General features: G+C 64.7%; 24 protein-coding genes and 1 pseudogene. 21 read left to right on the forward strand and 4 right to left on the reverse strand.

Features of this window, described 5'->3' with window-relative positions; genetic code table 11:
• Positions 1 to 71 precede the first annotated feature (71 nt).
• Together EG850_RS07345 and EG850_RS07350 are read right to left on the reverse strand one after the other, a co-directional pair.
• Positions 72 to 1,172, reverse strand: coding sequence for a BMP family lipoprotein (locus EG850_RS07345; protein ID WP_328588376.1), 1,101 nt, complete (start codon positions 1,170 to 1,172; stop codon positions 72 to 74).
• Positions 1,173 to 1,443: 271 nt separating this feature from the next.
• Entirely contained in the window at positions 1,444 to 2,559 is a 1,116-nt protein-coding gene (locus tag EG850_RS07350; RefSeq protein WP_124972058.1) for a mannose-1-phosphate guanylyltransferase, read from the reverse strand.
• Positions 2,560 to 2,668: 109 nt separating this feature from the next.
• Between EG850_RS07350 and EG850_RS07355 the strand changes: the two genes are divergently transcribed.
• From EG850_RS07355 to EG850_RS07380, 6 genes are all read left to right on the forward strand, one after another.
• The gene (locus EG850_RS07355; protein WP_124972060.1) at positions 2,669 to 3,820 is read left to right on the forward strand and encodes a glycosyltransferase family 4 protein; all 1,152 of its coding nucleotides are present in this window, start codon (positions 2,669 to 2,671) and stop codon (positions 3,818 to 3,820) included.
• A gap of 150 nt (positions 3,821 to 3,970) precedes the next feature.
• Positions 3,971 to 4,396, forward strand: a complete 426-nt coding sequence (gene sdhC, locus EG850_RS13540; protein WP_407920585.1) for a succinate dehydrogenase, cytochrome b556 subunit — start codon at positions 3,971 to 3,973, stop codon at positions 4,394 to 4,396.
• A gap of 18 nt (positions 4,397 to 4,414) precedes the next feature.
• Positions 4,415 to 4,858, forward strand: coding sequence for a succinate dehydrogenase hydrophobic membrane anchor subunit (locus EG850_RS07365; protein ID WP_124972064.1), 444 nt, complete (start codon positions 4,415 to 4,417; stop codon positions 4,856 to 4,858).
• A 53-nt stretch (positions 4,859 to 4,911) separates the two neighbouring features.
• Positions 4,912 to 6,738: a succinate dehydrogenase flavoprotein subunit gene (gene sdhA / locus EG850_RS07370; protein WP_124972066.1), complete on the forward strand. Its 1,827-nt coding sequence runs from the start codon at positions 4,912 to 4,914 to the stop codon at positions 6,736 to 6,738.
• A gap of 21 nt (positions 6,739 to 6,759) precedes the next feature.
• Positions 6,760 to 7,512: a succinate dehydrogenase iron-sulfur subunit gene (locus EG850_RS07375; protein WP_124972068.1), complete on the forward strand. Its 753-nt coding sequence runs from the start codon at positions 6,760 to 6,762 to the stop codon at positions 7,510 to 7,512.
• Positions 7,513 to 8,330: 818 nt separating this feature from the next.
• Positions 8,331 to 8,771, forward strand: coding sequence for a hypothetical protein (locus tag EG850_RS07380; RefSeq protein ID WP_124972070.1), 441 nt, complete (start codon positions 8,331 to 8,333; stop codon positions 8,769 to 8,771).
• A gap of 99 nt (positions 8,772 to 8,870) precedes the next feature.
• Here the strand turns inward: EG850_RS07380 and EG850_RS07385 are convergent, their stop codons facing one another.
• Entirely contained in the window at positions 8,871 to 9,638 is a 768-nt protein-coding gene (locus EG850_RS07385; RefSeq protein WP_124972072.1) for a DUF6882 domain-containing protein, read from the reverse strand.
• A gap of 273 nt (positions 9,639 to 9,911) precedes the next feature.
• Positions 9,912 to 11,555: a phosphoenolpyruvate--protein phosphotransferase gene (ptsP, locus tag EG850_RS07390; protein WP_124972074.1), complete on the reverse strand. Its 1,644-nt coding sequence runs from the start codon at positions 11,553 to 11,555 to the stop codon at positions 9,912 to 9,914.
• A 72-nt stretch (positions 11,556 to 11,627) separates the two neighbouring features.
• Here ptsP and EG850_RS07395 point away from each other — a divergent pair, with 72 nt between their 5' ends.
• From EG850_RS07395 to EG850_RS07465, 15 genes and pseudogenes are all read left to right on the forward strand, one after another.
• Positions 11,628 to 12,962: a YihY/virulence factor BrkB family protein gene (locus EG850_RS07395; RefSeq protein ID WP_124972076.1), complete on the forward strand. Its 1,335-nt coding sequence runs from the start codon at positions 11,628 to 11,630 to the stop codon at positions 12,960 to 12,962.
• A 116-nt stretch (positions 12,963 to 13,078) separates the two neighbouring features.
• The gene (locus EG850_RS07400) at positions 13,079 to 13,933 is read left to right on the forward strand and encodes an exodeoxyribonuclease III (protein ID WP_124972078.1); all 855 of its coding nucleotides are present in this window, start codon (positions 13,079 to 13,081) and stop codon (positions 13,931 to 13,933) included.
• 190 nt (positions 13,934 to 14,123) lie between these two features.
• Positions 14,124 to 15,128 (forward strand): tryptophan--tRNA ligase, encoded by a 1,005-nt coding sequence (trpS, locus tag EG850_RS07405; protein WP_124972080.1) that lies wholly within the window; start codon positions 14,124 to 14,126, stop codon positions 15,126 to 15,128.
• A gap of 2 nt (positions 15,129 to 15,130) precedes the next feature.
• Positions 15,131 to 15,916, forward strand: a complete 786-nt coding sequence (locus tag EG850_RS07410; RefSeq protein ID WP_235829243.1) for a polyprenol monophosphomannose synthase — start codon at positions 15,131 to 15,133, stop codon at positions 15,914 to 15,916.
• Positions 15,917 to 15,995: 79 nt separating this feature from the next.
• Positions 15,996 to 16,586 (forward strand): annotated as a pseudogene (gene ribA, locus EG850_RS07415) (GTP cyclohydrolase II); the annotation flags it as partial.
• A gap of 14 nt (positions 16,587 to 16,600) precedes the next feature.
• Positions 16,601 to 17,998, forward strand: a complete 1,398-nt coding sequence (locus EG850_RS07420) for a hypothetical protein (RefSeq protein WP_124972084.1) — start codon at positions 16,601 to 16,603, stop codon at positions 17,996 to 17,998.
• A 66-nt stretch (positions 17,999 to 18,064) separates the two neighbouring features.
• Positions 18,065 to 18,418: a hypothetical protein gene (locus tag EG850_RS07425; protein ID WP_124972086.1), complete on the forward strand. Its 354-nt coding sequence runs from the start codon at positions 18,065 to 18,067 to the stop codon at positions 18,416 to 18,418.
• A gap of 139 nt (positions 18,419 to 18,557) precedes the next feature.
• Positions 18,558 to 19,127, forward strand: a complete 570-nt coding sequence (locus EG850_RS07430; RefSeq protein ID WP_214609532.1) for a hypothetical protein — start codon at positions 18,558 to 18,560, stop codon at positions 19,125 to 19,127.
• Positions 19,120 to 19,764 carry a hypothetical protein gene (locus EG850_RS07435; RefSeq protein WP_124972090.1) on the forward strand — a complete coding sequence of 215 codons (645 nt, stop codon included), beginning with the start codon at positions 19,120 to 19,122 and terminating at the stop codon, positions 19,762 to 19,764. Before EG850_RS07430 ends, EG850_RS07435 begins: the two co-directional genes overlap by 8 nt.
• Positions 19,765 to 19,795: 31 nt before the next feature.
• On the forward strand, positions 19,796 to 20,002 hold the full coding sequence (locus EG850_RS07440; protein WP_124972092.1) for a hypothetical protein: 207 nt from the start codon (positions 19,796 to 19,798) through the stop codon (positions 20,000 to 20,002).
• On the forward strand, positions 19,999 to 21,984 hold the full coding sequence (locus tag EG850_RS07445) for an ABC transporter ATP-binding protein (protein WP_124972094.1): 1,986 nt from the start codon (positions 19,999 to 20,001) through the stop codon (positions 21,982 to 21,984). Before EG850_RS07440 ends, EG850_RS07445 begins: the two co-directional genes overlap by 4 nt.
• Positions 21,985 to 22,098: 114 nt before the next feature.
• Positions 22,099 to 22,746: an NADPH-dependent F420 reductase gene (locus tag EG850_RS07450; RefSeq protein ID WP_124972096.1), complete on the forward strand. Its 648-nt coding sequence runs from the start codon at positions 22,099 to 22,101 to the stop codon at positions 22,744 to 22,746.
• A 134-nt stretch (positions 22,747 to 22,880) separates the two neighbouring features.
• Complete coding sequence (gene fdhD, locus EG850_RS07455; RefSeq protein WP_124972098.1) at positions 22,881 to 23,705, forward strand: formate dehydrogenase accessory sulfurtransferase FdhD; 825 nt, start codon at positions 22,881 to 22,883, stop codon at positions 23,703 to 23,705.
• Between the two features lie 86 nt (positions 23,706 to 23,791).
• Positions 23,792 to 24,448 carry a 3'-5' exonuclease family protein gene (locus EG850_RS07460; RefSeq protein ID WP_124972100.1) on the forward strand — a complete coding sequence of 219 codons (657 nt, stop codon included), beginning with the start codon at positions 23,792 to 23,794 and terminating at the stop codon, positions 24,446 to 24,448.
• Positions 24,445 to 25,023: an exonuclease domain-containing protein gene (locus EG850_RS07465; protein ID WP_124972102.1), complete on the forward strand. Its 579-nt coding sequence runs from the start codon at positions 24,445 to 24,447 to the stop codon at positions 25,021 to 25,023. Before EG850_RS07460 ends, EG850_RS07465 begins: the two co-directional genes overlap by 4 nt.
• The last annotated feature ends 21 nt before the right edge of the window (positions 25,024 to 25,044 follow it).

Raw genomic sequence — 25,044 nt, forward strand, 5'->3', positions numbered from 1 at the left:
GCCGAAACTCAGGTTTCGACGGGCTCAACGCAGTGTTCAGTGCGAACGCAGTGTGGACCGTACGAGGACGGTTACGCTGCGGGCTTGGGCGACGACGGCGAGACAACCTCGATCGAGCCGTCGATGATGCCGGCCTTGATCTCGTCGAGCTTCTCGGTCATACCGGCCGGAAGCTGCGATTCGAACTCACCGAAGCCCGAGAGCTTCACACCGTCGTTCTCGAGGGTGCCGGTGTAGGTGCCGGCGGCGAAGCTGCCGTCAACGGCGGCCTTGATGGCGTCGAACACGGTGACGTCGAGACCCTTCTGGATCGAGACGAACACGCGGTCGGCAACCGACGGGTCGGCCACGGCGAGGTCGCTGTCAACACCGATGATGAGGGCTTCGCTGTTCGCGTCCTTGATGGCCTCAACGCCACCCTGGTAGAGCGGGCCACCAACGGGGAGGATGATGTCGGCACCCTGGGCGAGGAAGCCCTCGGTGATCGACTTGGCCTTCGACTGGTTCGAGAAGTCACCGACGAACGAACCGGTCTGGGCGTCAACATCCCAGCCGAGCAGCTGCACGTTCGCGCCGTTCTGCTCGTTGTAGTACTTGATGCCGTCGTGGAAGCCGTCCATGAAGATGGTCACGGTCGGCAGCTGGGCGCCACCGTAGGTCGCGACGATGCCCGACTTCGACTGGCCAGCCGCGGCGTAGCCCGCGAGGAAAGCGGCCTGTGCGGTGTCGTAGTTGAGGCCGAGCACGTTGTCGGCGGTGACCCAGTCGACGTCGACGATCGCGAAGTGGGTCTCAGGGTTCGCGGCGGCGGCCTCGGCGGTCGCGTCGGCGAGCTTGAAGCCCACGGGGATGATGATGTTGCAGCCGGCCTGCGTCATGGCGGTGAGGTTGGCGGTGTAGTCACCCTCCGACTTCGACTCCGCAGTCTTGATCTGGATGCCGAGCTCCGACTCGGCCTTCTGCAGACCGGTGAACGAGAGTTCGTTGAACGACTTGTCGTCGAAGCCACCCTCATCCGACACCATGCAGGCGAGGAAGTCGCTGGCGCCTTCGCCGCCACCGGTGCCGCCGGTTGCGTCGGGGCTGCCGGGAGCCTGGCCACAGCCAGCAAGAGTGAGAGCGCTTACTGCAGCAACGCTGACTGCAGCCAGCAGCTTCTTACGAGTGATCACGATGGGTCCTCCTAGCTTGAGCCGCCTCTGCGCGGACTCGTCTGGCGAAAGTGTAGCCAGGCTATTCGCACCAAACTGGGGGTTGGCATGCATCGAAACTGAATCGTGTTCATAGGGCACTTCCAGTTGTGGATGTTGCACATATGCGCGAGGGCGTCTCGATACGCTTCGCTACCCTTCGAGAACCTCAGGGCACCGCTCGACGAACCAATAGCCTGGGTGGTCGAGTAGCGGCCGCAGGCCGCGTATCGAGACCCCCGCAGCCAACCCCCTAGAGCACCTCGGGATGCTCCGATTTGCCGAGCGCAGCCACGATCTGCTTCACATCCTGGGCGTGCTCGCGCGTGGTGACGAGCAGCGCATCCGGAGTATCCACGACGATGACATTTGGGATGCCCGCCACCGCAATAATCCGCTCAGTCTGGCCGATCACGAGGCCCGTCGACCCGGTCGACACGACCCGATCGACATCACCAATCACATTGATCTCAGCATCCGAGTCGGCCCCGAGGTGCACACGCGAGACGGCCGCGAAGTCGCCCACATCATCCCAGCCAAAGAAGCCCGGGATCACCGCGAGCGCACCCTGCTTCGCCGCGGGTTCAGCGACGGTATAGTCAATCGCAATCTTCTCGAGGCCCGGCCACACGCGCGCCGTGACCTCATCGCGCGCGTCGGTGTCCCACGCATCCGCGATTTCTTCAATGCCAGCCGCGAGTTCGGGTGCGTTCTCGGCGAGCACTTCGAGCAGGCGCCTAGCGCGGGCAATGAACATGCCCGCGTTCCAGAGGTATTCACCGGATGCGAGATAGCGGCGCGCAGTGGCAAGCTTCGGCTTCTCGACGAAGGCTTCAACGGCACGAGCCGAGGGCGCATCCTCAATGACGAGCGGCTCACCGGCGCGGATATAGCCGAAGGCCGTCGAGGCTTCGACCGGCTGAATCCCGAGCGTCACGATGTAGTCATCTTCGGCCGCAGCGACAGCCTCACGCACCGCCCGGCGGAAGCGTACATCCGAGTGCACGAGGTGGTCGGCGGCAAACGAACCAATGATCGCGCCCGGGTGACGGCGCTCGAGAATCGCGGCCGCAAGACCAATGGCCGCGGTCGAGTCGCGTCCCTCGGTTTCGAGCACGATGTTCGATTCGTCAAGCTCAGGCAGCTGGCTTCGCACCTCGTCGGCGTGCTTGCATCCGGTCACGACCATGATGCGATCGGCGCTGCACAGTGGCGTCAGCCGTAGCCAAGTCGAGCGCAAGAGCGTTTCGCCGGTGCCAGCCACATCGTGGAGAAACTTCGGCTGGCTGGCACGGCTCAGCGGCCATAGCCGCGAGCCCACGCCACCGGCCGGAATGACCGCGTAGAACAGGTCGAGGTTCGAAGACATGCCCACCAAGGTAGCGGCACGGCGCGTCGATTCCCCAGCGCCTGACCGTTGACTGGGGTTCTCCCCCGGTTCATGCTGAGGCTACCTATTCACCTTAGGGTCATTCTTTATGCGAGTCGCCGTCGTCACCGAAAGCTTCCTCCCCACCGTCAACGGTGTGACGAACAGCGTGAAGAAGGTGCTCGACCACTTGGCCCTGCGCGGCCACGAGGCAATTGTCATTTGCCCGGCCGCCGATGCGCCGGCAAGCTACGCCGGGTTCCCGGTACGCGAGGTCGCAGCGCTTGGGATGCGGGACTTCCCCGTCGGTCTGCCGTCGGCAGCAGTCGAACGCATCCTCGATGAATTTCAGCCCGATATCGTGCACGCCGCCTCGCCGATGTTGCTCGGTGGCCACGCCGTGCTCGCGGCGAAGCGCCGCGGCATCCCCACTGTGGCCATCTTCCAGACTGATATCGCCGGCTACACCTCGCGCAATGGCGTCGGCGCGATGCGCGAGCTCGCCTGGACCGTCATCCGCTACGTGCACAACAACGCTGATCGAACGCTCGCGCCGTCGACCGCATCCATTCGCGATCTCGCGCGCAATCGTGTCGAGCGCGTCGAGCGCTGGGGCCGCGGCGTCGACCTCGTGACCTACCACCCGAGCAACCGCGAAGAGGTGGCGACGAAGAATCTGCGCGCCGATCTCGCGCCGAATGGCGAGGTGGTTATTGGCTACGTCGGGCGGTTGGCGCCCGAGAAGCAGGTCGAGCGGCTTGCGACGTTGCGCGGTATTGATGGCATCCACATCGCCATCGTGGGTGACGGTCCGAGTGATGCCGCGGTGCGCGAGGCGCTGCGAGGTATGCCGGTGACCTTCCTCGGCCGCCAAACCGGCAACGATCTCGCGACCGCCTACGCGGCGTTCGATGTGTTTGTGCACACCGGCACCGAGGAAACGTTCGGGCAAACGCTGCAGGAAGCCCACGCATCCGGCCTGCCGGTAGTGGCACCGCTCGCAGGCGGGCCGATCGACCTCGTGACCCACGGTGGTGACGGCTACCTCTTTGACCCGAGCCGCCGCCGCGGTGCCGATTCGATGCGCCGCTATGTCGCGCGCCTTGCGGGCGACTCGGCGCTGCGTGCCCGGATGGGTGAAGCAGGCCGCCGGCGCGTGCTCGACCGGTCGTGGGAGCGCATCTGCGATGAGCTACTCGAGCACTACCAGGCCGTGCTCACGCCTGCCACCGCACTGCGCGCCAGCCGCTCGCTTTACTGAATGGCATTCGTTTCGGCGGGGAATCCCGACCGATGATTCGGGGTAACCTGGATGCACAGTTGTCTGCCCTGCGCGAACATCACGCCGGGTACTCCTGCCCGAGCGACACCGCAGAGCCGCCGGGGCAAACCAACACAGAAGGGTAGTTCCGTGTCAGCTGTTCAGACCGGCACCCCCACCCCGCCTCCGAGCACCGCAAAGAAGAACGCCATTGCTGGCCGTCTCTACCGCGGAAACGAAGGAATGTGGTCGTGGGTGCTTCACCGCATTACCGGTGTCGCAATCTTTTTCTTCCTCCTCGTGCACGTGCTCGACAGCGCGCTGCTGCTCGTGAGCCCCGAGGTATATGACACGGTCATCGGCGCCTACAAGACGCCGATCATGGGTCTCGGCGAGCTCGGCCTCGTCGCGGCGATTGTGTACCACGCCTTCAACGGCATCCGCATCATCCTGGTGGACTTCCTGCCCGGTGGTACCCGCATCCAGCGCGGCCTGTTCTGGGGCGTCATCGTCCTGTGCGTCGCGGTCATGGTGCCGTTCGCCATCGTCCACCTCCAGAACGTGTTCTCGCACTAGGGCTAAGGGAGACTCGAAATGACTATCGAAACTGTCGAATATCCCCGCACCCCGATGTCGGAGCGCAAGCCCGGCACCAACTGGGAGCGCATCGGCTGGCAGTACATGCGGGTGTCGGGCGTGCTGCTCGTCATCCTCGTGTTCGTGCACCTCTACTCGAACCTCATCGCCGGTGACGGTGTGAGCCAGATTGGCTTCGCCTTCGTCGTCGAGAACAAGTTCTCGGTGCCGTTCTGGCTCATCTGGGACGGCCTCCTGCTCGTGCTTGCCCTGATCCACGGCACCAATGGCATGCGCACGCTCGTCAACGACTACGTCTACAAGCCCGGTCCCCGCAAGGCCCTCACGGTGACGCTCTGGATCGCTTGCGCGGTCGAGATCATCCTCGGCCTCATCGTGCTCATCGCCTTCGCGGTCGAGCCCTGCATCGCGGGCCCCGGCTCGGCAAGCATCTGCGTGTAGTTGGCCGGCCCCGGTCGATCGCCACAGGAATCGTAAGGAAGAACAGAAACAACATGGCTGCTGAACAGCTCAAGGATGAGACGAAGGTCGTTGACGGCGTCACGATCCACTATCACCGCAACGAAATTGTCATTGTCGGCGCCGGTGGCGCGGGCATGCGTGCGGCAATCGAGGCGGCCGAGCAGGCCGGCACCGGTGCCGTCATCGACGTGGTGACCAAGCTCTACCCCACCCGTTCGCACACCGGTGCGGCCCAGGGCGGCATGGCCGCGGCGCTCGCCAACGTCGAAGAGGACAACTGGGAGTGGCACACCTACGACACCGTCAAGGGTGGCGACTACCTCGTTGACCAGGACTCGGCTGAGATCCTCGCGAAGGAAGCCATCGAGGCGGTGCTCGACCTCGAGAACATGGGTCTGCCGTTCAACCGCACGCCCGAGGGCAAGATCGACCAGCGTCGCTTCGGTGGTCACACCCGTGACCACGGCAAGGCTCCCGTGCGTCGTGCCTGCTACGCGGCCGACCGCACCGGTCACATGATTCTGCAGACGCTCTACCAGAACTGCGTCAAGCACGACATCCGCTTCTTCAACGAGTACTACGCCCTCGACGTTGCCTTCACCGAGGTTGACGGCGAGCGACGTCCGTCGGCGGTCATCGCCTACGAGCTCAAGACCGGCGACCTGCACGTGTTCCAGGGCAAGTCGATCGTCTTCGCAACCGGTGGCTTCGGCAAGGTCTTCAAGACCACCTCGAACGCCCACACCCTCACCGGCGACGGCGTCGGCATCATCTGGCGCAACGGCCTGCCGCTTGAGGACATGGAGTTCTACCAGTTCCACCCCACCGGTCTTGCCGGCCTCGGCATCCTCCTCACCGAGGGTGCTCGCGGTGAAGGTGCAATCCTGCGTAATGACTCGGGTGAGCGCTTCATGGAGCGCTACGCACCGACCATTAAGGATCTCGCCCCGCGTGACATCGTCGCGCGTTCGATGGTGCAGGAAGTGCTCGACGGCCGCGGCGCTGGCCCCCACAAGGACTACGTCTACCTCGACTGCACCCACCTCGGTGCCGAGGTGCTCGAAACGAAGCTCCCCGACATCACCGAGTTCGCTCGCACCTACCTTGGCGTCGACCCCGTGGTCGAGCCGGTGCCGGTCTACCCCACCGCGCACTACGCCATGGGTGGCATCCCGACGAACAACGACGCCGAGGTGCTCCGCAACAACGACGACGTCGTGCCTGGTCTGTTTGCCGCCGGTGAGTGCGCCTGCGTGTCGGTGCACGGTTCGAACCGTCTCGGCACCAACTCGCTCCTCGACATCAACGTCTTCGGTAAGCGTGCCGGCCGCTCGGCCGTGAAGTACGCGCAGTCAGCTGACTACGTGCCGCTGCCCGACGACGCTGACGAGTTCGTGCGTACCCTCGTCGCCAACCTGCGTAAGGCCGAGGGCACCGAGTCGGTGGCAGAGATCCGCAAGGAACTCCAGGAGACCATGGACCGCAATGTCCAGGTGTTCCGCACCGAAGAGACCCTCGAAGAGGCGACTAAGGCCATCCACGAGCTGCGTGAGCGCTACCGCAACATCAACGTTGCCGACAAGGGCCACCGCTTCAACACCGAACTCCTCGAAGCGATCGAGCTCGGCTTCCTGCTCGACCTTGCCGAGGTCGTCACCTATTGCGCGCGCAACCGCCAGGAATCGCGCGGTGGTCACATGCGTGATGACTTCCCGAACCGTGATGACGAGAACTGGATGCACCACACCATGGCGTACCTCACCGGTGACCGCCGCTCGGCCGACCCGTCGGACCACATCACGCTCGACAAGAAGTCGGTGCGCATGACGCACTACGTGCCGCAGGAACGTAAGTACTAGGAATCGAAGGGAGACATAGCAATGACTGAAACCGCAGTGGTCGAAGCCAAGCCGGAAGAGCCAGAGAAGCCCTTCGACATTGAGGTGCACGTGCGCCGGTACAACCCCGAGACCGACTCGGAGCCGTACTGGGACGTCTACACCGTGCCGATGTACTCGACCAGCCGCATCCTTGACGCCCTTCACCACATCAAGTGGGAACAGGACTCGAGCCTCGCCTTCCGTCGCTCGTGTGCACACGGCATTTGCGGCTCGGATGCCATGCGCATCAACGGCCGCAACCGCCTCGCCTGCAAGACGCTGATCAAGGACCTCGACCGCACGAAGCCGGTCTACGTTGAGCCGATCAAGGGCCTCCCCCTCGAGCGCGACCTCATCGTCGACATGGACCCGTTCTTCGAGGCCTACAAGGAAGTCAAGCCGTTCCTCATCGCCTCGGACAAGCCCGAGAAGGAGCGCATCCAGTCGATCGCTGACCGTGACATCTTCGATGACACGACCAAGTGCATCCTCTGCGCTGCGTGCACCACCTCGTGCCCGGTGTTCTGGACCGACGGCCAGTACTTCGGCCCGGCAGCGATCGTGAACGCGCACCGCTTCATCTTCGACTCGCGTGACGAGGAAGCCACGACCCGCCTCGACATCCTCAACGACAAGGAAGGCGTGTGGCGCTGCCGCACCACCTTCAACTGCACCGAGGCCTGCCCTCGTGGCATCGAGGTGACCAAGGCGATCGCCGAGGTCAAGCAGGCAGTTCTGCGCGGCGGCCGCTAGTCCGCACGTCCGCACGTCAAGAGTGGGCCGCATCCTTCGGGATACGGCCCACTCTTTTGTCTTGCGGCGCGCACAAGGCGCGCGCTCGCGCTAATACGCGCGCTTCCGCCTAATACGCGCGCTGCAGCGAGCGTATTAGGCGGAAGCGCGCGTATTAGCCAGCAGGCGAGGCAACCGATAGCCGTCACGAAGTAGCGGCACCCGCAGAATCTGTGCACAGGCCCGCGATACCGGATGCATCCACAGGAGTAGCCTGCGTTCATCCAGGATGCGTGCGTGTGCGGTCTCATGCATCCATGAATAAGTACCGCTCAACTGGTCGCGCCGACGCCAACCGACAGGGGTTCTCAGATCGGTCGCTCCGTACTTCAGTCAGTCGCGGCGAGCTCGCCAAAATTCGTCGCGGTGCCTACGGCGGGCCAATCGAGCAGCTCCCGCCCGCATCGCAACATCGCGCCCTGGTCGTGGCAACTGCCCGCGAACTCGGGCCCTCCACTGTCATTAGTGACTGGAGCGCGGCAGTGATGCACGGACTTCCAGTACATGTCAGCCTTCTCACACAGGTTCGTGTCATTCGGTCAGGTACCTGTTCCAACGTCGCGGGACGTCCAACCCTCGCTCGCAAGGCCAATCTTCAACCGCACGAGGTGGTCCTGATCGATGGAGTTCCGTGCACCTCACTCGCACGAACCGTCTTCGATCTCGCGGGCACCGATCATTTTCCCGATGCACTCGCAATCGCCGATGCCGCACTCCGCGCTGGAATGTCAGCGGACGATCTTCCGGTAGGCGGTCGTGCTTCGGCGCGGCGTGCGTTGGTGACCGAGCACGCAAATCCCTTTCGTGAGTCGTATCTCGAGTCATACAGTTTCGCCCGCCTCATTCAGCTCGGTATGCCGTTGCCAGAGCTGCAGCCGAAACTGCTAGGCGCAACCGGCCTCTTGCTCGGCCGAGGTGACTTTCTCTGGCGCGATCAGGGAGTCATAGGTGAAGTTGATGGGCTAACGAAGTACACCGGCGCATATGGAAAGTCCCCGGAACAGACCATCAGCGATGAGAAGAACCGGCACCAGAACATTGAGTTCGACGGTTGGGTCGTCGTGCGCTGGGGATTCGCGCTCATGCGCGGCCACCAGCGTGGTTTTGCCGATCGCATCCAAGCAGCCCTCGCACGGGGCGCGGCGCTCCCCGCGCCACGGAGCCGCATCCTTACCCCTGATGACCCCGAGTGGCACGAATGGCACCCGAGCGGGCGTTGAGACGGAAGTGTCCGCGCTAGTACGCGCGTTCCCGACTAATACGCGCGCTGGAGCGGGCGTATTAGTCGGGAACGCGCGTATTAGCGGCGAGGATGCGTGTCAGGCGGCGGGCGAGTCGCCGCGGTGGAGGCCGTTCGCTTTCACGGAGGTGAGGCGGCCGAGGTTGTCGAACTCGGTGGTGAGTTCGAACCACTGGCCCTCGGCGTCGGTGAGGCGCCAGACCGGGGCGCCCGGGCCTGCATCCGGTCGCCGCTCGAAGCGCCAGCCGGGCATCAGGTTCGCGAGACCCTCGAGCGACCACGCGACATCATCCACATCCGAAAGCAACCGCGGAAGCTTGGTGAACACATCGATCATTGTGGGTTCGGGCATGGCCTCAGACCAGCCGGTAAGCGCCACAACGCCGCGTGATCCCGCGGAGCCGGACGGCATCGAGTAGTAGCGCCAGGCCGGTCCGAGCACCTCGACCGCGGCCGCGCCCACATCGTGCGAAAGTGCCGCGATTCGTTCCTTGGAGTCCATTGATCCCAGTTCGTACGGAACTTCATCATTCGTGAACTCCGCTAGTCGGTGTAGCTCACCGAACGCGCGAAACTGGTGCACTGCAGAGTCGGGCTTCACTCGCTCGCCGAACAGCGGCGCCCAGCCCCAGAGCATCGTCGCCGGATCGACCGCGATTGACGCGACGAATTCGACGTGCGCTGTGACGGCGCCACGATCCGAGGAGAACACCATCACACCGTCAAGCAGATCGACATCGAAGCGGTAGTCACCGAGCCGTTCATCGAGATGATCTGAGAACAATTCCTGGCGAATGGCCGCGAAGAGTGCGGCGTGCTGACCGACACGGCGAATCTGTTGAGTCATGACATTGACGCTAGAGGGCTGGATGCGTGACTGGCGCGGATTCTCGGGCAAGTTCCAGCGACGTCAGTCGCCCTGGCGACGGCGGCTCGCCCCGGAGCACGACGCTCTACCGAGGGCAGTGACGCGACACTACGACTAATACGCGCGTTCCCGCCTAATACGCGCGCTGCAGCGGGCGTATTAGGCGGGAACGCGCGTATTAGTGGGATGCGGAGGCGGCGCAGGCGGGAGCGCGCAGGCGGGCGCGCACACACGGCGCGCCGCGCATCCGGCCTACGCCGGGAAGGCGAGCTCGCGAGCCTCGGCGCCGTGGTGGGCGGCGAGAGCACGCTTCGCGGCGGCCCGAGCCTGCTCGAGCGTCACCGACTTCAGCGCCACCCGCACCTCCGCGAACGCCGGCGGTGCCATCGATAGCGAGCGCACGCCAAGTCCCACGAGCACGATCGCGAGCTGCGGGTCAGCGGCCGCCTCGCCACACACGCCCACGGGCTTGCCGGTCGCTTCGCCGGCATCTCCGATGAGCTTGAGCAGGCGCAGCACCGACGGATGCCACGGGTCCTGGAACGACGCGACCGTACCGAGCACGCGGTCGGCCGCAAGCGTGTACTGCGTGAGGTCGTTCGTGCCCACCGACACGAAGTCGCTCGACTCGAGCACCTGCTCACAGAGCAACGCCGCCGAGGGCACCTCGATCATCGAACCGGCAACTTCAACCCCGATCTCGCGCGCCAGCTCGGTGAAGTACACCGACTCCGACGCCTCAGAAATCATCGGTGCCATCACCCAGAGCTTCGCACCCGTCTGCGCGGCAGCATCCCGAAGTGCCGTGAGCTGGTCCCGCAACAGCTGCTCACGCACCTTCAGGATGCGGATACCGCGCATGCCGAGCGCGGGGTTCGCTTCGATCGCGTCGTTCAAGAACGGCAGCGGCTTATCGGCACCGGCGTCGAGCACGCGCGCGACAACCTTCTTGCCGGCAAACGGTGTCATCATCTCGACATAGTCAGCAAGCTGCTGCTCGTAGCTCGGCGCCACATCGCGGTCCAAGAACAAGAACTCAGTGCGGAACAAGCCCACACCCTCAGCGCCAAGCTCAACCGCTCGTGCCGCGTCCGCCGGCTTGCCGACGTTCGCGAGAATCTGCACGGCCGTGCCATCAGCAAGCACTCCTGGCTCGGCCGGCGCCGAGGCAATCGCCTGCTGACGCTCGATCGCAGCCTGTGCATCCGCAATCTGTGCCTCAGACGGGTCGACGATCACGACGCCAGCCGCCGCATCCACCACGAGCATTGCGCCCTCTTCGATGTCGTCGGCTCCGGCGACCGCGACGACCGCTGGCAGCCCCTTCTCGGCAGCAATGATGCCGGTGTGCGCCTTCGGTGAGCCATCGCGAGTCACGAACGCGAGCACGCGGTCGAGGTCGAGCTTCGAGGTGTCGGCAGGTGCCAAGTCGACGGCAACCAGGATGAACGGCTCGTCTCGCACGGGCACCTCGGGCGTCGGCACCCCGGCAATTCGAGCCCGGATGCGCTGCGACACGTCACCGAGGTCGGTGGCGCGCTCGGCCATGTAGCCGCCCATGCTCTTGAGGAGCTCGGCGTACTGCGCGAACGACTCGAACACCGCGCGCTCGGCGGTCTTGCCGCCGGCGACGGCATCGTTCACGAGCGTTGAGATCGACGGGTCAGAGGCCATCATCGACTGCGCCTCGAGCACATCGCGCAACGAACCCTCGGCCGCGGCCGAACGTTCGGCGAGTTCGGCGCGCACCGCATCGAACGCTTCCGCGGCCCGCTGTTGCTCCGCCGCAACGTCGCCGGTGAAGGCACTATCGGCCGGTTCCGGCAAGGGATGCGGCATGCGCACGGCGCGACCGATCGCGGTTCGAGTACCTACACCGTGTCCATGAAGTTCCACCGTTGGGCTCCCGTCTGCAAGTTGAACGCGTAGTTGATCAAGCCTAAATCTCAACTCACGTACGCTGACTGTGTGGCCGAGACGACAGCGACTCCCCCATTTGGTACCCGCCGACAAGATCCCGACGTGCCTGAACGCATCCCGGCATTTCTGCCGCTGCCAAAGTTCGACAAGGATGCGACGCTCGTCGATCGTGCGAAGGGCTACGGCGTCTGGCTGAGATCAACCCGGCCGCTGCGCGTCGTGCAGCACTGGAATGAATCGCGCGGAGGCCTGCTCGCTGGCGGCATGGCCTATGCGGCGCTCTTCTCGTTCTTCGCCGCGATCTGGGTTTTCTTCTCGATCGCTGGCATCGTGCTCGCAAACCGCCCCGACCTGGTCGAGCTGATTATCGAGTTCCTCGCCGATTCGGTGCCGGGCCTCATCGGCGACGGTGGCGTAATCAGCGCCGACACGCTGATGAACATGAGCGCCTCGTTCACGATTGCGGGCATCATCGCGCTCGCCTCCACCCTGTGGACTGCGCTCAACTTCTTGAACGGCGCCCGCGTCTCGGTGCGCGCCGTGTTTGATCTGCCGCCGAAGGCCGAGACGAACATCGTGCTCATGAAGCTGCGCGATGTGGCGATCGTGGGCTTGTTCGGCTTCACGCTCATGCTCTCGGCGATGATCACGGCGGCAAGTTCCGGCCTCATCGCTTGGGCGGTGCGCGACTTCCTCGCGATCGACCTCGGCGGCGGCCTGCAGTTCCTCATCCGCGGCGGTTCGATCGTCATCGGTGTGCTCTTCGATGCGGTGGTCTTCGCGCTCGTGCTGCGGGTGATGTGTCAGATTCGCATCCCGAAGCGGTTCTTGTGGTCGGGTGCACTCGTCGGCGGCATCGCCACCCAGGTGCTCAAGCAGGCCGGGTCGCTCCTACTCGGCGGCGCCTCGTCGAACCCCCTGCTCGCGACCTTCGCGGCCCTTCTCGGTGTGCTCGTTTTCTTCAACTTTGCGTGCATGGTGCTGCTGCTCACCGCCTCGTGGGTGAAGGTGTCGATGGATGATCACCACGTATCGCCGCGCCTGCTCACTGCCGACGAGGCCGATGAGATCGCTCGCGCGACCGAGCGCGAGGCGCGGAAGGAACGGCTCGCGGTCGAGAGCATCCGAGTACTGGATGAATTTGAGCAGACCCCGCGCTGGCGTCGGGGACGTTTGCGTCGCCAGTACGAGTCGATCGTGGCGCAGCAACAGCGGCTCGAGCTTGAGGAGCGGCGTGAGCGACTTGGCTTCGATGAACAGGGTCGCCACGATGTTGAGGGGTTGAGCAAGCGCACGAAGCGCGAGGGCCGCAAGACGAAGTCGAATGAGGCGGGTTCGTTTGGGAGCGGCCAGGCCCACGATAAGGATGAGCAGGAGCGGTAGGGCGCGGGGTTTCGATCCGTCGCTGCGCTCCTACTCAACCACCCATTTTGTGGGTGATCGAGTAGCGAAGCGTAGCGAGATCCCCCACCGACCTCGCACCACCTAGAATCGTCGGCATGTCTGCCCTTCGCATTGCCACCGTCAACGTCAACGGCATTCGTGCCGCATATCGCAAGGGCATGCCAACCTGGCTCGAACCGCGCGGCATCGACATCCTCGCGTTGCAAGAAGTGCGCGCGAGCCGCGCCCAGGTGGATGCACTCCTCGACGAAGCCGGCCCTTCGAACTGGAACGTTGTGCTCGATGAGGCGACGGCCGCCGGTCGCGCCGGCGTCGCGGTCGCCTCGCACCGACCGATTCTTGCGACCCGCACCGCCCTCGGTGCCGACGACTTCGACTCGGCGGGCCGCTGGATCGAGGCCGACTTCGACATCGACGGCACACCGCTCACGGTCGTGAGCTGCTACGTGCACTCGGGTGAGGTCGATACCCCGAAGCAGGAAGAGAAGTGGAAGTTCCTCGACGCCATGGCCGTGCGGATGCAGGAACTGCGCGCTGAGCACGAGCACGTCGTTGTGCTTGGCGACTTCAATGTCGGCCACACGACGCTCGACATCAAGAATTGGAAGGGCAACGTCAAGCGTGCGGGATTCTTGCCGCGCGAGCGTGGTTACTTCGACCGGCTCTATGGCGAGTTCGAGGCGCCCATTGAGGCCGTGGATGCATCGGGCGGCACGGGACTCGGATGGGTCGATGTGGGGCGCGCGCAGGCTGGCGAGGTTGATGGCCCGTACACGTGGTGGTCGTGGCGCGGCAATGCGTTCGACAACGACACGGGTTGGCGCATTGACTACCACGCGGCGACGCCGACGCTGGCGGCAAAGGCGACGAACTATGTGGTCGATCGCGCGGCGGCGTATGACCAGCGCTGGAGCGACCATGCTCCGGTGGTGGCGGATTACGTGCTGTAGGGGCGGGGGTCTCGATACGCCTTCGGCTACTCGACCAACCAAGGGGGGGTGCTTCGCGCTACTCGACCAACCAGAATCGCTGGGTGGTCGAGTGCCGGAGCGCAGCGGAGGTGATCGAGACCACGCGCCACGCACGCCGACTAGCATGGTGAGGATCATCCTCGTCTCAAGTCAGGAATAGTGCACCCCCATGTCACAGCCCGTCATCTACTCCGGTATGCAGCCGTCGTCGGAATCACTCCACCTCGGCAACTACGTCGGAGCCCTGACGAACTGGCTGAAATTGCAGGATGAAGCCGACGCCATCTTCTGCGTCGTCAACCAGCACGCGATCACCTCGAAGTTCGAGCCCGAGCAGCTGCGCGAGCGCACCCTCGGCACCGCCGCGCAGTACATCGCGGCCGGCATCGACCCGGCAAAGTCGATCCTCTACGTGCAGTCCGATGTGCCTGCCCACGCCCAGCTCGCCTGGATCCTCGGCACTATGACCGGCTTCGGCGAAGCCGGGCGCATGACGCAGTTCAAGGACAAGTCGCAGCGCTTCGGTGCCGACGCCACCACCGTGGGCTTGTTCACCTACCCGGTGCTCATGGCTGCCGACATCCTCCTCTTCCAGACCGAGCAGGTGCCCGTCGGCGAAGACCAGCGCCAGCACATCGAACTCACCCGCGATCTCGCTGAACGGTTCAACTCGCGCTACGGCGACACCTTTGTCGTGCCCGAGGGCTACATCCCGCCGTCGAGCGCAAAGATCTACGACCTGCAAGACCCCACCGCGAAGATGTCGAAGTCGGCCGCGACCGACGCGGGTCTCCTCTCCATCCTTGATGCCCCGAAGGTGACGCAGAAAAAGATCATGCGCGCGGTCACCGACGCCGATGGCGAGATTCGCTACGACAAGGATGCGAAGCCCGGCGTCTCGAACCTCCTCACGATCTACTCGGTGCTCTCGGGCCGCTCGATTGCCGATATCGAAGCTGAGTACTCGGGCCGCGGCTATGGCGACCTCAAGAAGGGCCTCGCCGAGGTCGTCGAGGGCACCTTTGCGCCCATCCGTGAGCGCACCGCAGAGCTCCTCGATGACCGCACCGAACTCACGCGCCTCCTGCGTGACGGCGCCGACCGTGCGAACGAGCGCGCCGAGGCCACGCTCAAGCTCGTCCACGAGCGCATCGGCTTCCCGACGGCGGTCTGAGCGTGAATCCGAGTGGTCGGCACGCGTTGCCGGGGCACGATGGCAATGTCCGCGATGCCCTCGTGGTCATCCCCACCTATAACGAGCGCGAGAACATCGCGACAATCGTGAGCAAGGTGCTCGCTGCATCCACGCGCATCGATATTCTCATTGTCGACGACGGCTCCCCCGACGGCACCGGCACCATCGCCGACGAGATCGCTGCGACCAATGGCCGCGTCACGGTGCTGCACCGCGAGGGCAAGCAGGGGCTCGCGACTGCCTATCTGCAGGGCTTCGAGCTCGGGCACGAGCGCGGCTACACGTACCTGCTCGAGTTCGATGCCGATGGTTCGCATCCGGCCGATCGGCTCCCGGCGGTGCTCGAAGCACTGGATGCGGGAGCTGACCTCGTGCTCGGCTCGCGCTGGGTGCCTGGTGGCGGCACTGAGAACTGGCCGCGTTCGCGGGAGCTCCTCTCGCGCGGTGCCTCCATCTACGCCCGCTGGTGGCTGAAGTCGAACATCCGCGATATCACCGCTGGCTACCGCGGCTACCGCGCAAGCGCACTTCGCGGCGTTGACCTCAGTGGCGTGGGCTCGGCCGGCTACTGCTTCCAAATCGAGATGGCGTGGCTATTCGAGCGCACCGGCCACAAGGTCGTTGAAGTGCCCATTCGCTTCATCGAGCGCACCAAGGGCATCTCGAAGATGTCGCGCGCGATCGTGCTCGAAGCCCTCTGGCGCGTGGCCGCCTGGGGCATCGGCTACCGCGCCCGCGGCCTGCAGCGACGCCTAACCGGTCAGTGACCGGCACCAATTTGCACCTGAGCACAAGAAGAGTGGAGAACCGATCATGAGCGAGACGGCGAGTTCCGCGGCCGAACCCCGCATCCGGTTCGAGGTCGAAACGACCATTCCGACGAACCACGGCGACTTCCGCTTTCGTGCCTACACCGACACGGTCACGGGCGATGTGCACCTCGCGATCTGCTCGGGTGTGCCACGCGACGGGATGCTCGTGCGCGTCCACTCCGAGTGCCTCACCGGTGAAGCATTTGGCTCGATGAAGTGCGAGTGCGGCCCGCAGCTCGATGCGGCGCTCAACATCATTCAGGCCGAGGGCGGCGCGGTGCTTTACCTCCGCGGTCACGAGGGTCGCGGCATTGGGCTGCTCAATAAGTTGCGCGCCTACCGCCTACAAGAAGACGGTCTCGACACGGTCGATGCGAATCTCGCGCTGGGCCTCCCGGCTGACGCGCGCGACTTTATTGGCGCGGCGAAGATCCTCGATGATCTCGGCGTTGCCGAGGTGCGCCTGCTCACCAACAACCCGCTGAAATCGCAGTCGCTTGAGGAGCATGGCATCCGAGTTACCGCGCGGGTGCCACTCGAAGTTGGCCGAAACGTCATCAACGATGACTACCTTCGGGTTAAAGCCGAGCGGATGGGGCATCTGTTCGGCGACCAATCGAGCTAACCGAGGGGCCCGTCATGCGTTCAGAATCATCGCGACTGCCGCACTCACTTCGCGAGGCCGAACTCACTGCCGCCGGGTTCATCCGGGTCATCGGTCGCGATGAACGCGCCGATATCGTGTCAATTGACCCGGATGCGGTGGTTCCGCCGCCCTCCGCAACGCTCGCCTATGCGCTCGTCGCGCCAGTACTCGTCGCCATCGCGGTTGGGTTCGCCTGGCTCACCGCCTGGGTTTGGCAGTTCTTGGCCGCGCAGGCCCCGGGCATTGGCCTCGAGTGGCTCGCGGTGTTGCCGGCATTCATCGCGCTCTGGTTCGCTTGGCTCTCGGTGCGGCACCTCTGGCGCTGGGGTACGCGCGGGCGCCGGATGCAACGCGCACGTTCGTTCGCGCAGCTCCAGCAGCAGCCGTGGCGGCCGACGATGACAACGATCACCGAGGTGCGACAGTACCGCTCGCGTCGCCAGGTGCTGCGCTATTCGGTGCTCGTATCGGCCGAGTATCAGGATGCGGTGCTCGTAAATCCGCCCGGTGCGGTCGGGCGCGGGCAGGAAGTATTGCCTTCGGTCGGTGATCAGGTGTGCCTGTGGCGACTCGATGATGGGACGCTCTTCGCCCAAGTGGCGGGCGACGGTGCTGCGCCCGCACAGTTGTTTGTGCCGGCCGCAGCCGCGACCTCGGCACCGCAAGCACCCGCACCGCAACGGCCCACGAAGCCACAACCTAGCGAGTTCCCTGGCGACGCGCGCACCGCTCGCAAATACTCAACCGGCATGCTGCGCGTTGTGGCACCGCGCGAATCAGCCGATCACCTGCCCGACTCGGTGGAGCCGTTCATTGGCGCCTCGCGCCCCGCCTGGTTCCAGATTGGCGCGATGCTCGTTGCGCTCACGATCGGCGTCGTCAGCGTGCGCCTCTTCGTCGAGGCGTGGCTCTGGACCTGGGTCGCCCTCGCCGCAGCCATCATCATCGCGCTCATCTCCATCCCGGTGCTTGTCCGCGACGCCCGGGCGCGCGCCTATGACGAGAGCCAGCTGCGCCACGGCTTCCCGCAACTCATGCGCACTCGCCCCACCGCCTACGGCGTCGTCGTCGAAACCGGGTCGTCTGACAGCGAGGGTCAGATCACCGCGTACTGGGCGGGCGTCGAAGTGGGCGCCGAGGCGTTGCTCTTACTCAGCCCGCAACGTGCCCACCACCGCTTCGGCGCCGAGCAACTCCCCCAGGTCGGTGACCGGGTCTCAATCTGGCGCCTGCCCGACGGTTTCACCATCGGCCAGCTCGATCGCATCGATGGTTTCGGCTCCCGCCGTAATGTGCGGGCGGCGACCGAAGCGCTCGTCGGCCAGGTGCACGCGGGCGAACTCAGTGCATCCGAGTTCTATGCTGAGCGATACCGACTACTCACCCAATAACATCTCGTCCGTTTGGACGAGACCGGAGCGGTGAGCCGGTTTTCAGCGGCACATAGGATGAGCGACATGGAAATCCTGCGTACTATCCTGCTCATCCTCCACTTCGTCGGCATCGCCGCCCTGCTCGGTGTCTGGTTCTCGCAGATCAAGTCGATTTCGGCGGGCAACGCCCGCATCCTCCCGGGCATGATGCACGGTGCCTGGACGATGCTCGTGACGGGCCTGGGTCTGGTCACCTACCTCGAACTCGCGACCGATGTCGAGATCAACCATATGAAGATCGGCATCAAGCTTGCCGTGCTCATCGCGATCGTCGTGCTCGCGCTCATCAACCGCAAGAAGGAGCGCGTGTCGGCCGGCGTCATGTGGGCGATTGGTGGCCTCACCCTCCTCAACATCATCCTCGCCGTGGCGATGTAATCACCGCGACGCTTCGAGTGCCCGAGCGCACCCGAACTACTGAAGCCTCCCCTCGTTCATATGCGAGTGGGAGGCTTCAGCTGTGAGTGGCGAATTGAGCGAGATGGCACGGCGTCGGCCTGACGGGATCGCTCGCATTGTGAGCCACCTCGCTCGTGTCGATGAGCCGCCGAAGGATGCGGCCGACTTTATGCCGCCGCGCGCCACCATGATTCCGGGGCTCGTGCTCCTACTCGTTGCCCTCGGCGGCGCCGGCTGGGCGCTCTGGCACGGAATTTCGCTCATCGTCGAGCGGCCACGGCTCGAAGTCGTGCCGCCCGATCACACCCTGAACACCATCGGGATCTTTGTCGTCGCCATCGCCGCGCTCATTGTGGCTGCGCACACGCTCCGGGCGCTCATCCATCGCCCGGCACTGCGACGCGCCTATCTTGCGATTGAGCGTGGTGCTCTTGGCGAGCCGAGCATCGGCAGTGTCGTGCGCAGCGTCTCGAATGTCGACGAAGACATCGTGAGCTATTGGATCCTCATTGACGTGGATGGTCAACGGCTACTTTTCCGCCAACCGCGTCACTACAACGTGCGGGTCGCGCAAACGGATCTGCCCGTTATGGGCGATCTCGCCTGCGTGTGGCCGGTCGCCGATGACTATTACATCGCGCAGCTCGAACCGCGATCATTCAAGGCAAAGGGCAGGTCACGTGGCTGAACTCAATAGCGATTATCCAGTCGGTTTTCCGTCGGGGCGCACGATCGGTCCAGCCCGAGTTGTCGACCACGATGATCGCGCGGACACGCCTCCCCGCAGCGCAAGCCTGTTCCTCCCGCCGAATGCCACGCCCATCGGCTGGATTCTGCTCCTCCTCATCGCCCTCGGTGCGCTGGCCTACGGGCTCTCCGAAATCATCACCAGCTATTCGGCACAATTGCGCGACTTCGAACGCCTCGGCGATGGGTTCTGGCGTGCGATCTCGGTTCCCGGCGCAATTGCCGTTGCCGGTCTCGTCGTCGCAGCCATCTGCATCCGCAAGCTCACGCTCCAGCCGGAGCGGCGCGCGGCGTATCTCGTGCTGCAGCGCGGCAACTTGGGTGAGCCGCGTCACGGCACGGTCACCGGCTTCAATATCGACTATGGCGAGAACGGTGCCGCGCGCTATCAACTCGGTGTCGACGTGGATGGGGGAACACCTCAAGTTTTCGGAGCCGCGCTCGGTGGAAGTGCGCATCGATCAGGCCGATCTGCCGAAGTTTGGCGACCCGGTGTGGGTGTGGCCACTCACGCAGCGCACCATGATTGCGCAACTCGAACCGCGATCAAGGCGGCGCGGCTCGTCAAGCTAAGTTGACAAGCTCGCGACTGTCAACCAAGATTGACACGTGACGAACACGGCAACCAACGAAGACCAACCCGATAAGTCGCTCCGACGCATCCTCGAACTCGTCGAGCAACAGCGCGCCATCGAACGCGAGCTCTCTGCCGCCGTACGCCAAGCCCAACTTGCCGGCTACTCCTGGCAGGCGATCGCCTACCACCTCGGAGTCACGCGCCAGGCCGCCCACAAGAAGTACGGAAAGCTCAAGTGACCGACACCGCCACCGAGCCCACTGCATCCGCCGCCACCGCCGCAAAGCCGAGCCGCCGCGGGCGCACCTCACGCGACCGCAACGCCGACGGCACGCCGCGCGCGTCACTCAAGCAGCTGTGGCCCTACCTCTTCCGCGACAAGCCAATGATGTCGCTCATCATCGGCATCTCAGTCATCGGCAGCGCGTTCTCGCTCGCGCAGCCGGTGCTCATGGGCCTGCTGATCACGCAGGTCGAAGGCGGCTCGCTCGAGGGCTGGATCGTCTGGGCACTCGTTGCTGTCGTCGTCGGCGATGCGATCCTCAGCGGCCTGCAGCACTTTCTCTTGCAACGCATGGGCGAAACGATCGTGCTCGACGCCCGTCGCAACCTCATCCGCAAGCTCTTCCACCTGCCGATCAGCGAGTTTGATGCCCGCCGCACCGGCGACCTCGTCAGCCGCGTCGGAAGCGACACCACCCTCCTGCGCGCCGTGCTCACGCAGGGACTCATCGAAGCGATTGGTGGCGCGCTCACCTTTATCGGCGCGGTCATCGCAATGCTCTGGCTCGACTGGGTGCTCTTCCTCATCACCTTCGCCTGCATCTCGGTCTCGCTCGCAGTGGTGTTGTTGCTTTCGCGCAAGGTCATGGCCGCATCGGCGGCAGCACAACAGAAGGTTGGCGAACTCACCGCCGCCACCGAGCGCGCGATCTCGTCAATGCGCACACTGCGCGCAACCGGCGCGGTCGAACGCGAACAAGAACGGGTCGTCGACGACGCGGTGGGCGCCTATCGCCGCGGCCTCGACATCGCCGCCATCTCGGCGGTCATGGTGCCGGTCTCGACGCTCGCGATGCAGCTGTCAATGGTGCTCGTCCTCGGCATCGGCGGCGTGCGCGTCGCCGCGGGCGACCTCACGATTGCCTCGCTCGTGTCGTTCATCATGTTCCTGTTCATGATGATCGCGCCGCTCGCACTCATGTTCGGTGCCATCTCGGCGATCGCCTCTGCCCTCGGTGCGCTCGGACGCATCGAAGAAATCGCGGCGCTCCCCGACGAAGAGGCGCGCGATGACGAGTTCCGCCCGCGGGTCACGCTCGTCGGCCCGGCAAACGTCGACGCCATGCCCGACGCTCCGGCCCTCGAATTCCGTGAGGTGTCGTTCCGCTACCCCGAGCAGGTCGTGCGTGCCGCTCGTGCGAAGCAGGATGCATCCGGTCGCTTTGATCGCTACGTCGCGACCACCGGGCGGCGCGCGAAATCTGCCGCCGATGTGCTGCTGCGCATCGACGAGAGCGAGCCGATTGAGTCACCGCTCGTGCTCGACAGGGTGTCGTTTACCGTGCCGCGCGGCGCAAAGGTCGCGCTCGTTGGGCCCTCGGGGGCTGGTAAGTCGACTACCCTTGCGCTCATCGAGCGGTTCTACGACCCGACTTCGGGGTCGATTTCGCTCGGTGGTGTCGACCTGCGGTCAATCTCGCGCGCGCAACTGCGGGCGCAACTCGGCTATGTGCAGCAGAATGCGCCGACGCTCGCCGGCACCATTCGTGACAATCTGCAGCTCGGCCGCCCGGATGCATCAGATGACGAGTGCGTGGAGGTACTCCGCGCCGTCAACCTCGGGAGCGTGCTCGATCGCTCGACCCAGGGGCTCGACGCTGAAGTTGGCGAAGCGGGTGTGCGGCTCTCGGGTGGTGAGCAGCAGCGTCTTGCGATTGCTCGGACGCTCTTGGCCGCACCCCCGGTGCTCTTGCTTGATGAATCGACCTCGGCGCTCGATGGCCGCAATGAGGCGCTCATGCGCGAGTCGATTGAGCGGGTGGCGCAGGGCCGGTCGATGGTGATGATCGCGCACCGCCTGTCGACGGTGATTGATGCCGACGAAATTGTGGTGATGGAACACGGTCGGGTGATTGGCCGCGGCACGCACGCTGAGTTGTTGGAGACGACGCCGCTCTATCGAGAGCTGGCTCAGCACCAGTTGCTCGCGCCGCGTTGACTTTTTCGTCACGTATACGGGCGCTCGAGGTATATCCACCTCGAGCGCCCGTATACGTGAGCGAGACGAAACGCGACCCTGGAATAACTTGACTGTCTATGCGTTGACATAGACATGACTGAGCAGCAACCACGCACCATCGGGATCTTCGGCCCCGGCCGCGTCGGCACCGCCATCGCGCGCGCCGCAATGGCAAAGGGCGACACGGTATTCATCACCGGCACCCAAGACCCGGTGACCCAGCAGATGCTGCTCGACTTCGTCGCGCCCGGCGCGATTGCCGCCTCACCTGAAGAGGTGGCGGCCGCTGACCTCATCGTCGTGGCGGTGCCACTGCCGAAGTTCCGGGCGGTGTCGCCCGAACTCCTGCGCGGCAAGGTCGTCGTGGATGCCATGAACTATTGGAGCGGCACCGACGGCAACCTCGCCGACTTCGACGACACTGAACTCTCATCAAGTGAGGTCGTCGCCGAGCACTTTGCCGGCGCACACGTCGTGAAAACCTTCAACCACGTGGGCTACCGCGACCTCGACCCGGCCGTGATTGCGCGCCGCGAGACGCCGGTCGGGCTCGGTGTTGCTGGTGATGACGCGGATGCGGTGGCGGCAGTTACCGAGTTCGTCGAGCGTCTTGGCTTCGCGGCTGTACCGTTTGATTCGCTGGCTGCGGGTCGAGCGTTCGAACCAAGCGGGCCGATCTTTGGTGGCCTGCTGGCGGCGGATGAGCTGCGTGCGCGGCTTGCGGGTGTGACGGTGCGGTAGGCGCGGCGGGCGTCTCGATACGCTTCGCTATTCGACGGCCCAAGCGCTTGGCTGGCCGAGTTGTTGGTTGGTTGAGTAGCGCGTAGCGCGTAGCGAAATCACCCCGCTGAACCACCCCACCTAGACTTCCCTTCATGAACCGAGTCACCCAGCGCCGCCCCGCAAGCGTCATTCGCGCCGATGGCTCAGTCACGCGTCGTCGCGAAACCCTCGCGGGCGAGGAGCCGCTCGAGATCCGTGTCAATGGCAAACCCCTGGCGGTCACGATGCGCACTCCGGGCGACGATTTCGACCTCGTCGCCGGGAACCTCGTGAGCGAGGGATTCGTCACCCTCCCCGAGCTGCTCGCCAATATGCGCTACTGCGGCGGCGCCATCGTCGATGGCACCAACACCTACAACGTCATTGACGCCGCCATCCTCGGCCTCGCACCCGACGCCATCAGCGAGCGCCGCGTCGTCACCACCTCGGCCTGCGGCGTCTGCGGCACCACGAGCATCGATGAAGTGCGCCGCCAATCACATTTCCCGCCCGCCGACGAGGATTTCCGCATCCCGGCCGCGACACTCCTCGCACTGCCTGACCGCCTGCGCGAATCGCAGGACCTCTTCGAACGCACCGGCGGCCTCCACGCCGCTGGCCTGTTTGATGAGCAGGGAGAACTCCTCTGCATCCGCGAAGACGTCGGCCGCCACAATGCCGTCGACAAGGTGATTGGCTGGGCCCTGCGCGAAGGCCGCCTCCCGCTGCGCCGCACCATCCTGCAGGTCTCGGGGCGAGCCTCGTTCGAACTCGTGCAAAAGAGCCATCTCGCGGGCATTCCGATCATGTCGGCGGTGAGCGCGCCTTCCTCACTCGCCGCTGATCTCGCCGAGGAGGTCGGCATCACCCTCGCGGGATTCAGCCGCGGCGACCGCGTCACGATCTACACGCATCCCGAAAGAATTGACGCTGGCTAAGCCTGCACACATCCAGCCTCAAGGGCCGGGGCGTACGGTGCGAGTATCAACTCGTTGATGCCGGCACTCGGATGGAGGTGGTGGTGATGACTGCGCTCGCAGCTGAGCGACTGCTCTTCGTCGTGATCGACGCCACCGGGCTCGATGCGAAGCACGACGACCTCGTTGCCATCGCGTTCGCCATTCTTGACGGCAACCTGATGCCCCTGGCCCCCGCGACCGAGTTTGCGATTGCCCCGCCGCCGGGCTGGCGCGAGCGGGCGAGCACACCGGCGTTTGACCGCTTGCGCCGCCTCGGCCTCGACCGCGAGTGCGACACCGCCAAGGCAGTGACGGTCGCCGAAGCCGACCGACGCATCGCCGCCCTCATCGACGAGCACTGCGACGAACGCATGCCCATGCTCATTTGGGATGCGGCCGATCTCGATCGCTGCTGGAACATCGCCGAGACGGTGAGTAACCCGTCCCAGCTCAGCGTCGACGGCTATGCGGCCGCGCGCGCGGGATTCGTCTCGGATTGGTTGGCGATCGAGTTGCCCAAGGCGACCCGTCGCCTGCATCCCGATTGGATCGAATTTGAGTCGGTGCGCCGGTTCCTCTTTCGCGCCATGCCGCACCACAGCGCAAGTCTCGAGATCGCGGTGTCAAGCGCGGAACAGCCATCGCTCGGCCGCGTCACGCAGCTCATTTCGCGCTATGCCACGGCTCGCGAGGCGATCGTGCAGGGGCTGGTGAAGTCATGATTCGGCTCGATGATGTGCGCACGATCGTGTGGTTTGAGCTTGAGAAGACCGGGCCAGATCCGCAGGTACACGACCTTGTTGAGATCGCCGCAGTGGCCACCGATGTGAACTGGAACCGGATTGGCGAGCCGTTCAACTCGCTCATCGTGCCCGAGTCAATTGACTGGGCCGACAAGATGACCGCTGAGGCGCGCGACCGGCTCAACGCGCAGCAATTGCTCGACCGCCTGGCCGCGCTCGACTACGAGCCAATGCCCGCGCGGATGCACACCCTCGACGATGTGCGCGAATCGTTCAATTGCTGGCTCGACAGTGTCAACGAGCAGGGTCCGTGCCATGTCGCCTCGTTGCGGTTGTCGAAGGATCTACCCTGGCTGCGAGCGAAGTTCCCGCGGGCGTTGTCGCGGATGCACTTCCGTGCCGTCGATCTGCGCTCGATCGAGCTGTTCCTCTCCAGTTCCGCACTCGCCGTGTCGGCGCCCGAGCAGGACATGCTTGCCCGCATCCCCGCCCAGCATCGATTGCAGGGGATGCTGCGCCTACTCACGGCCGCCCGTCACGAACTCAGCGACTGAGCGACTCGCCGGGCCCCGCGC

It is taken from the genome of Gulosibacter macacae (genome assembly GCF_003865375.1).
Lineage (GTDB): Bacteria > Actinomycetota > Actinomycetes > Actinomycetales > Microbacteriaceae > Gulosibacter > Gulosibacter macacae.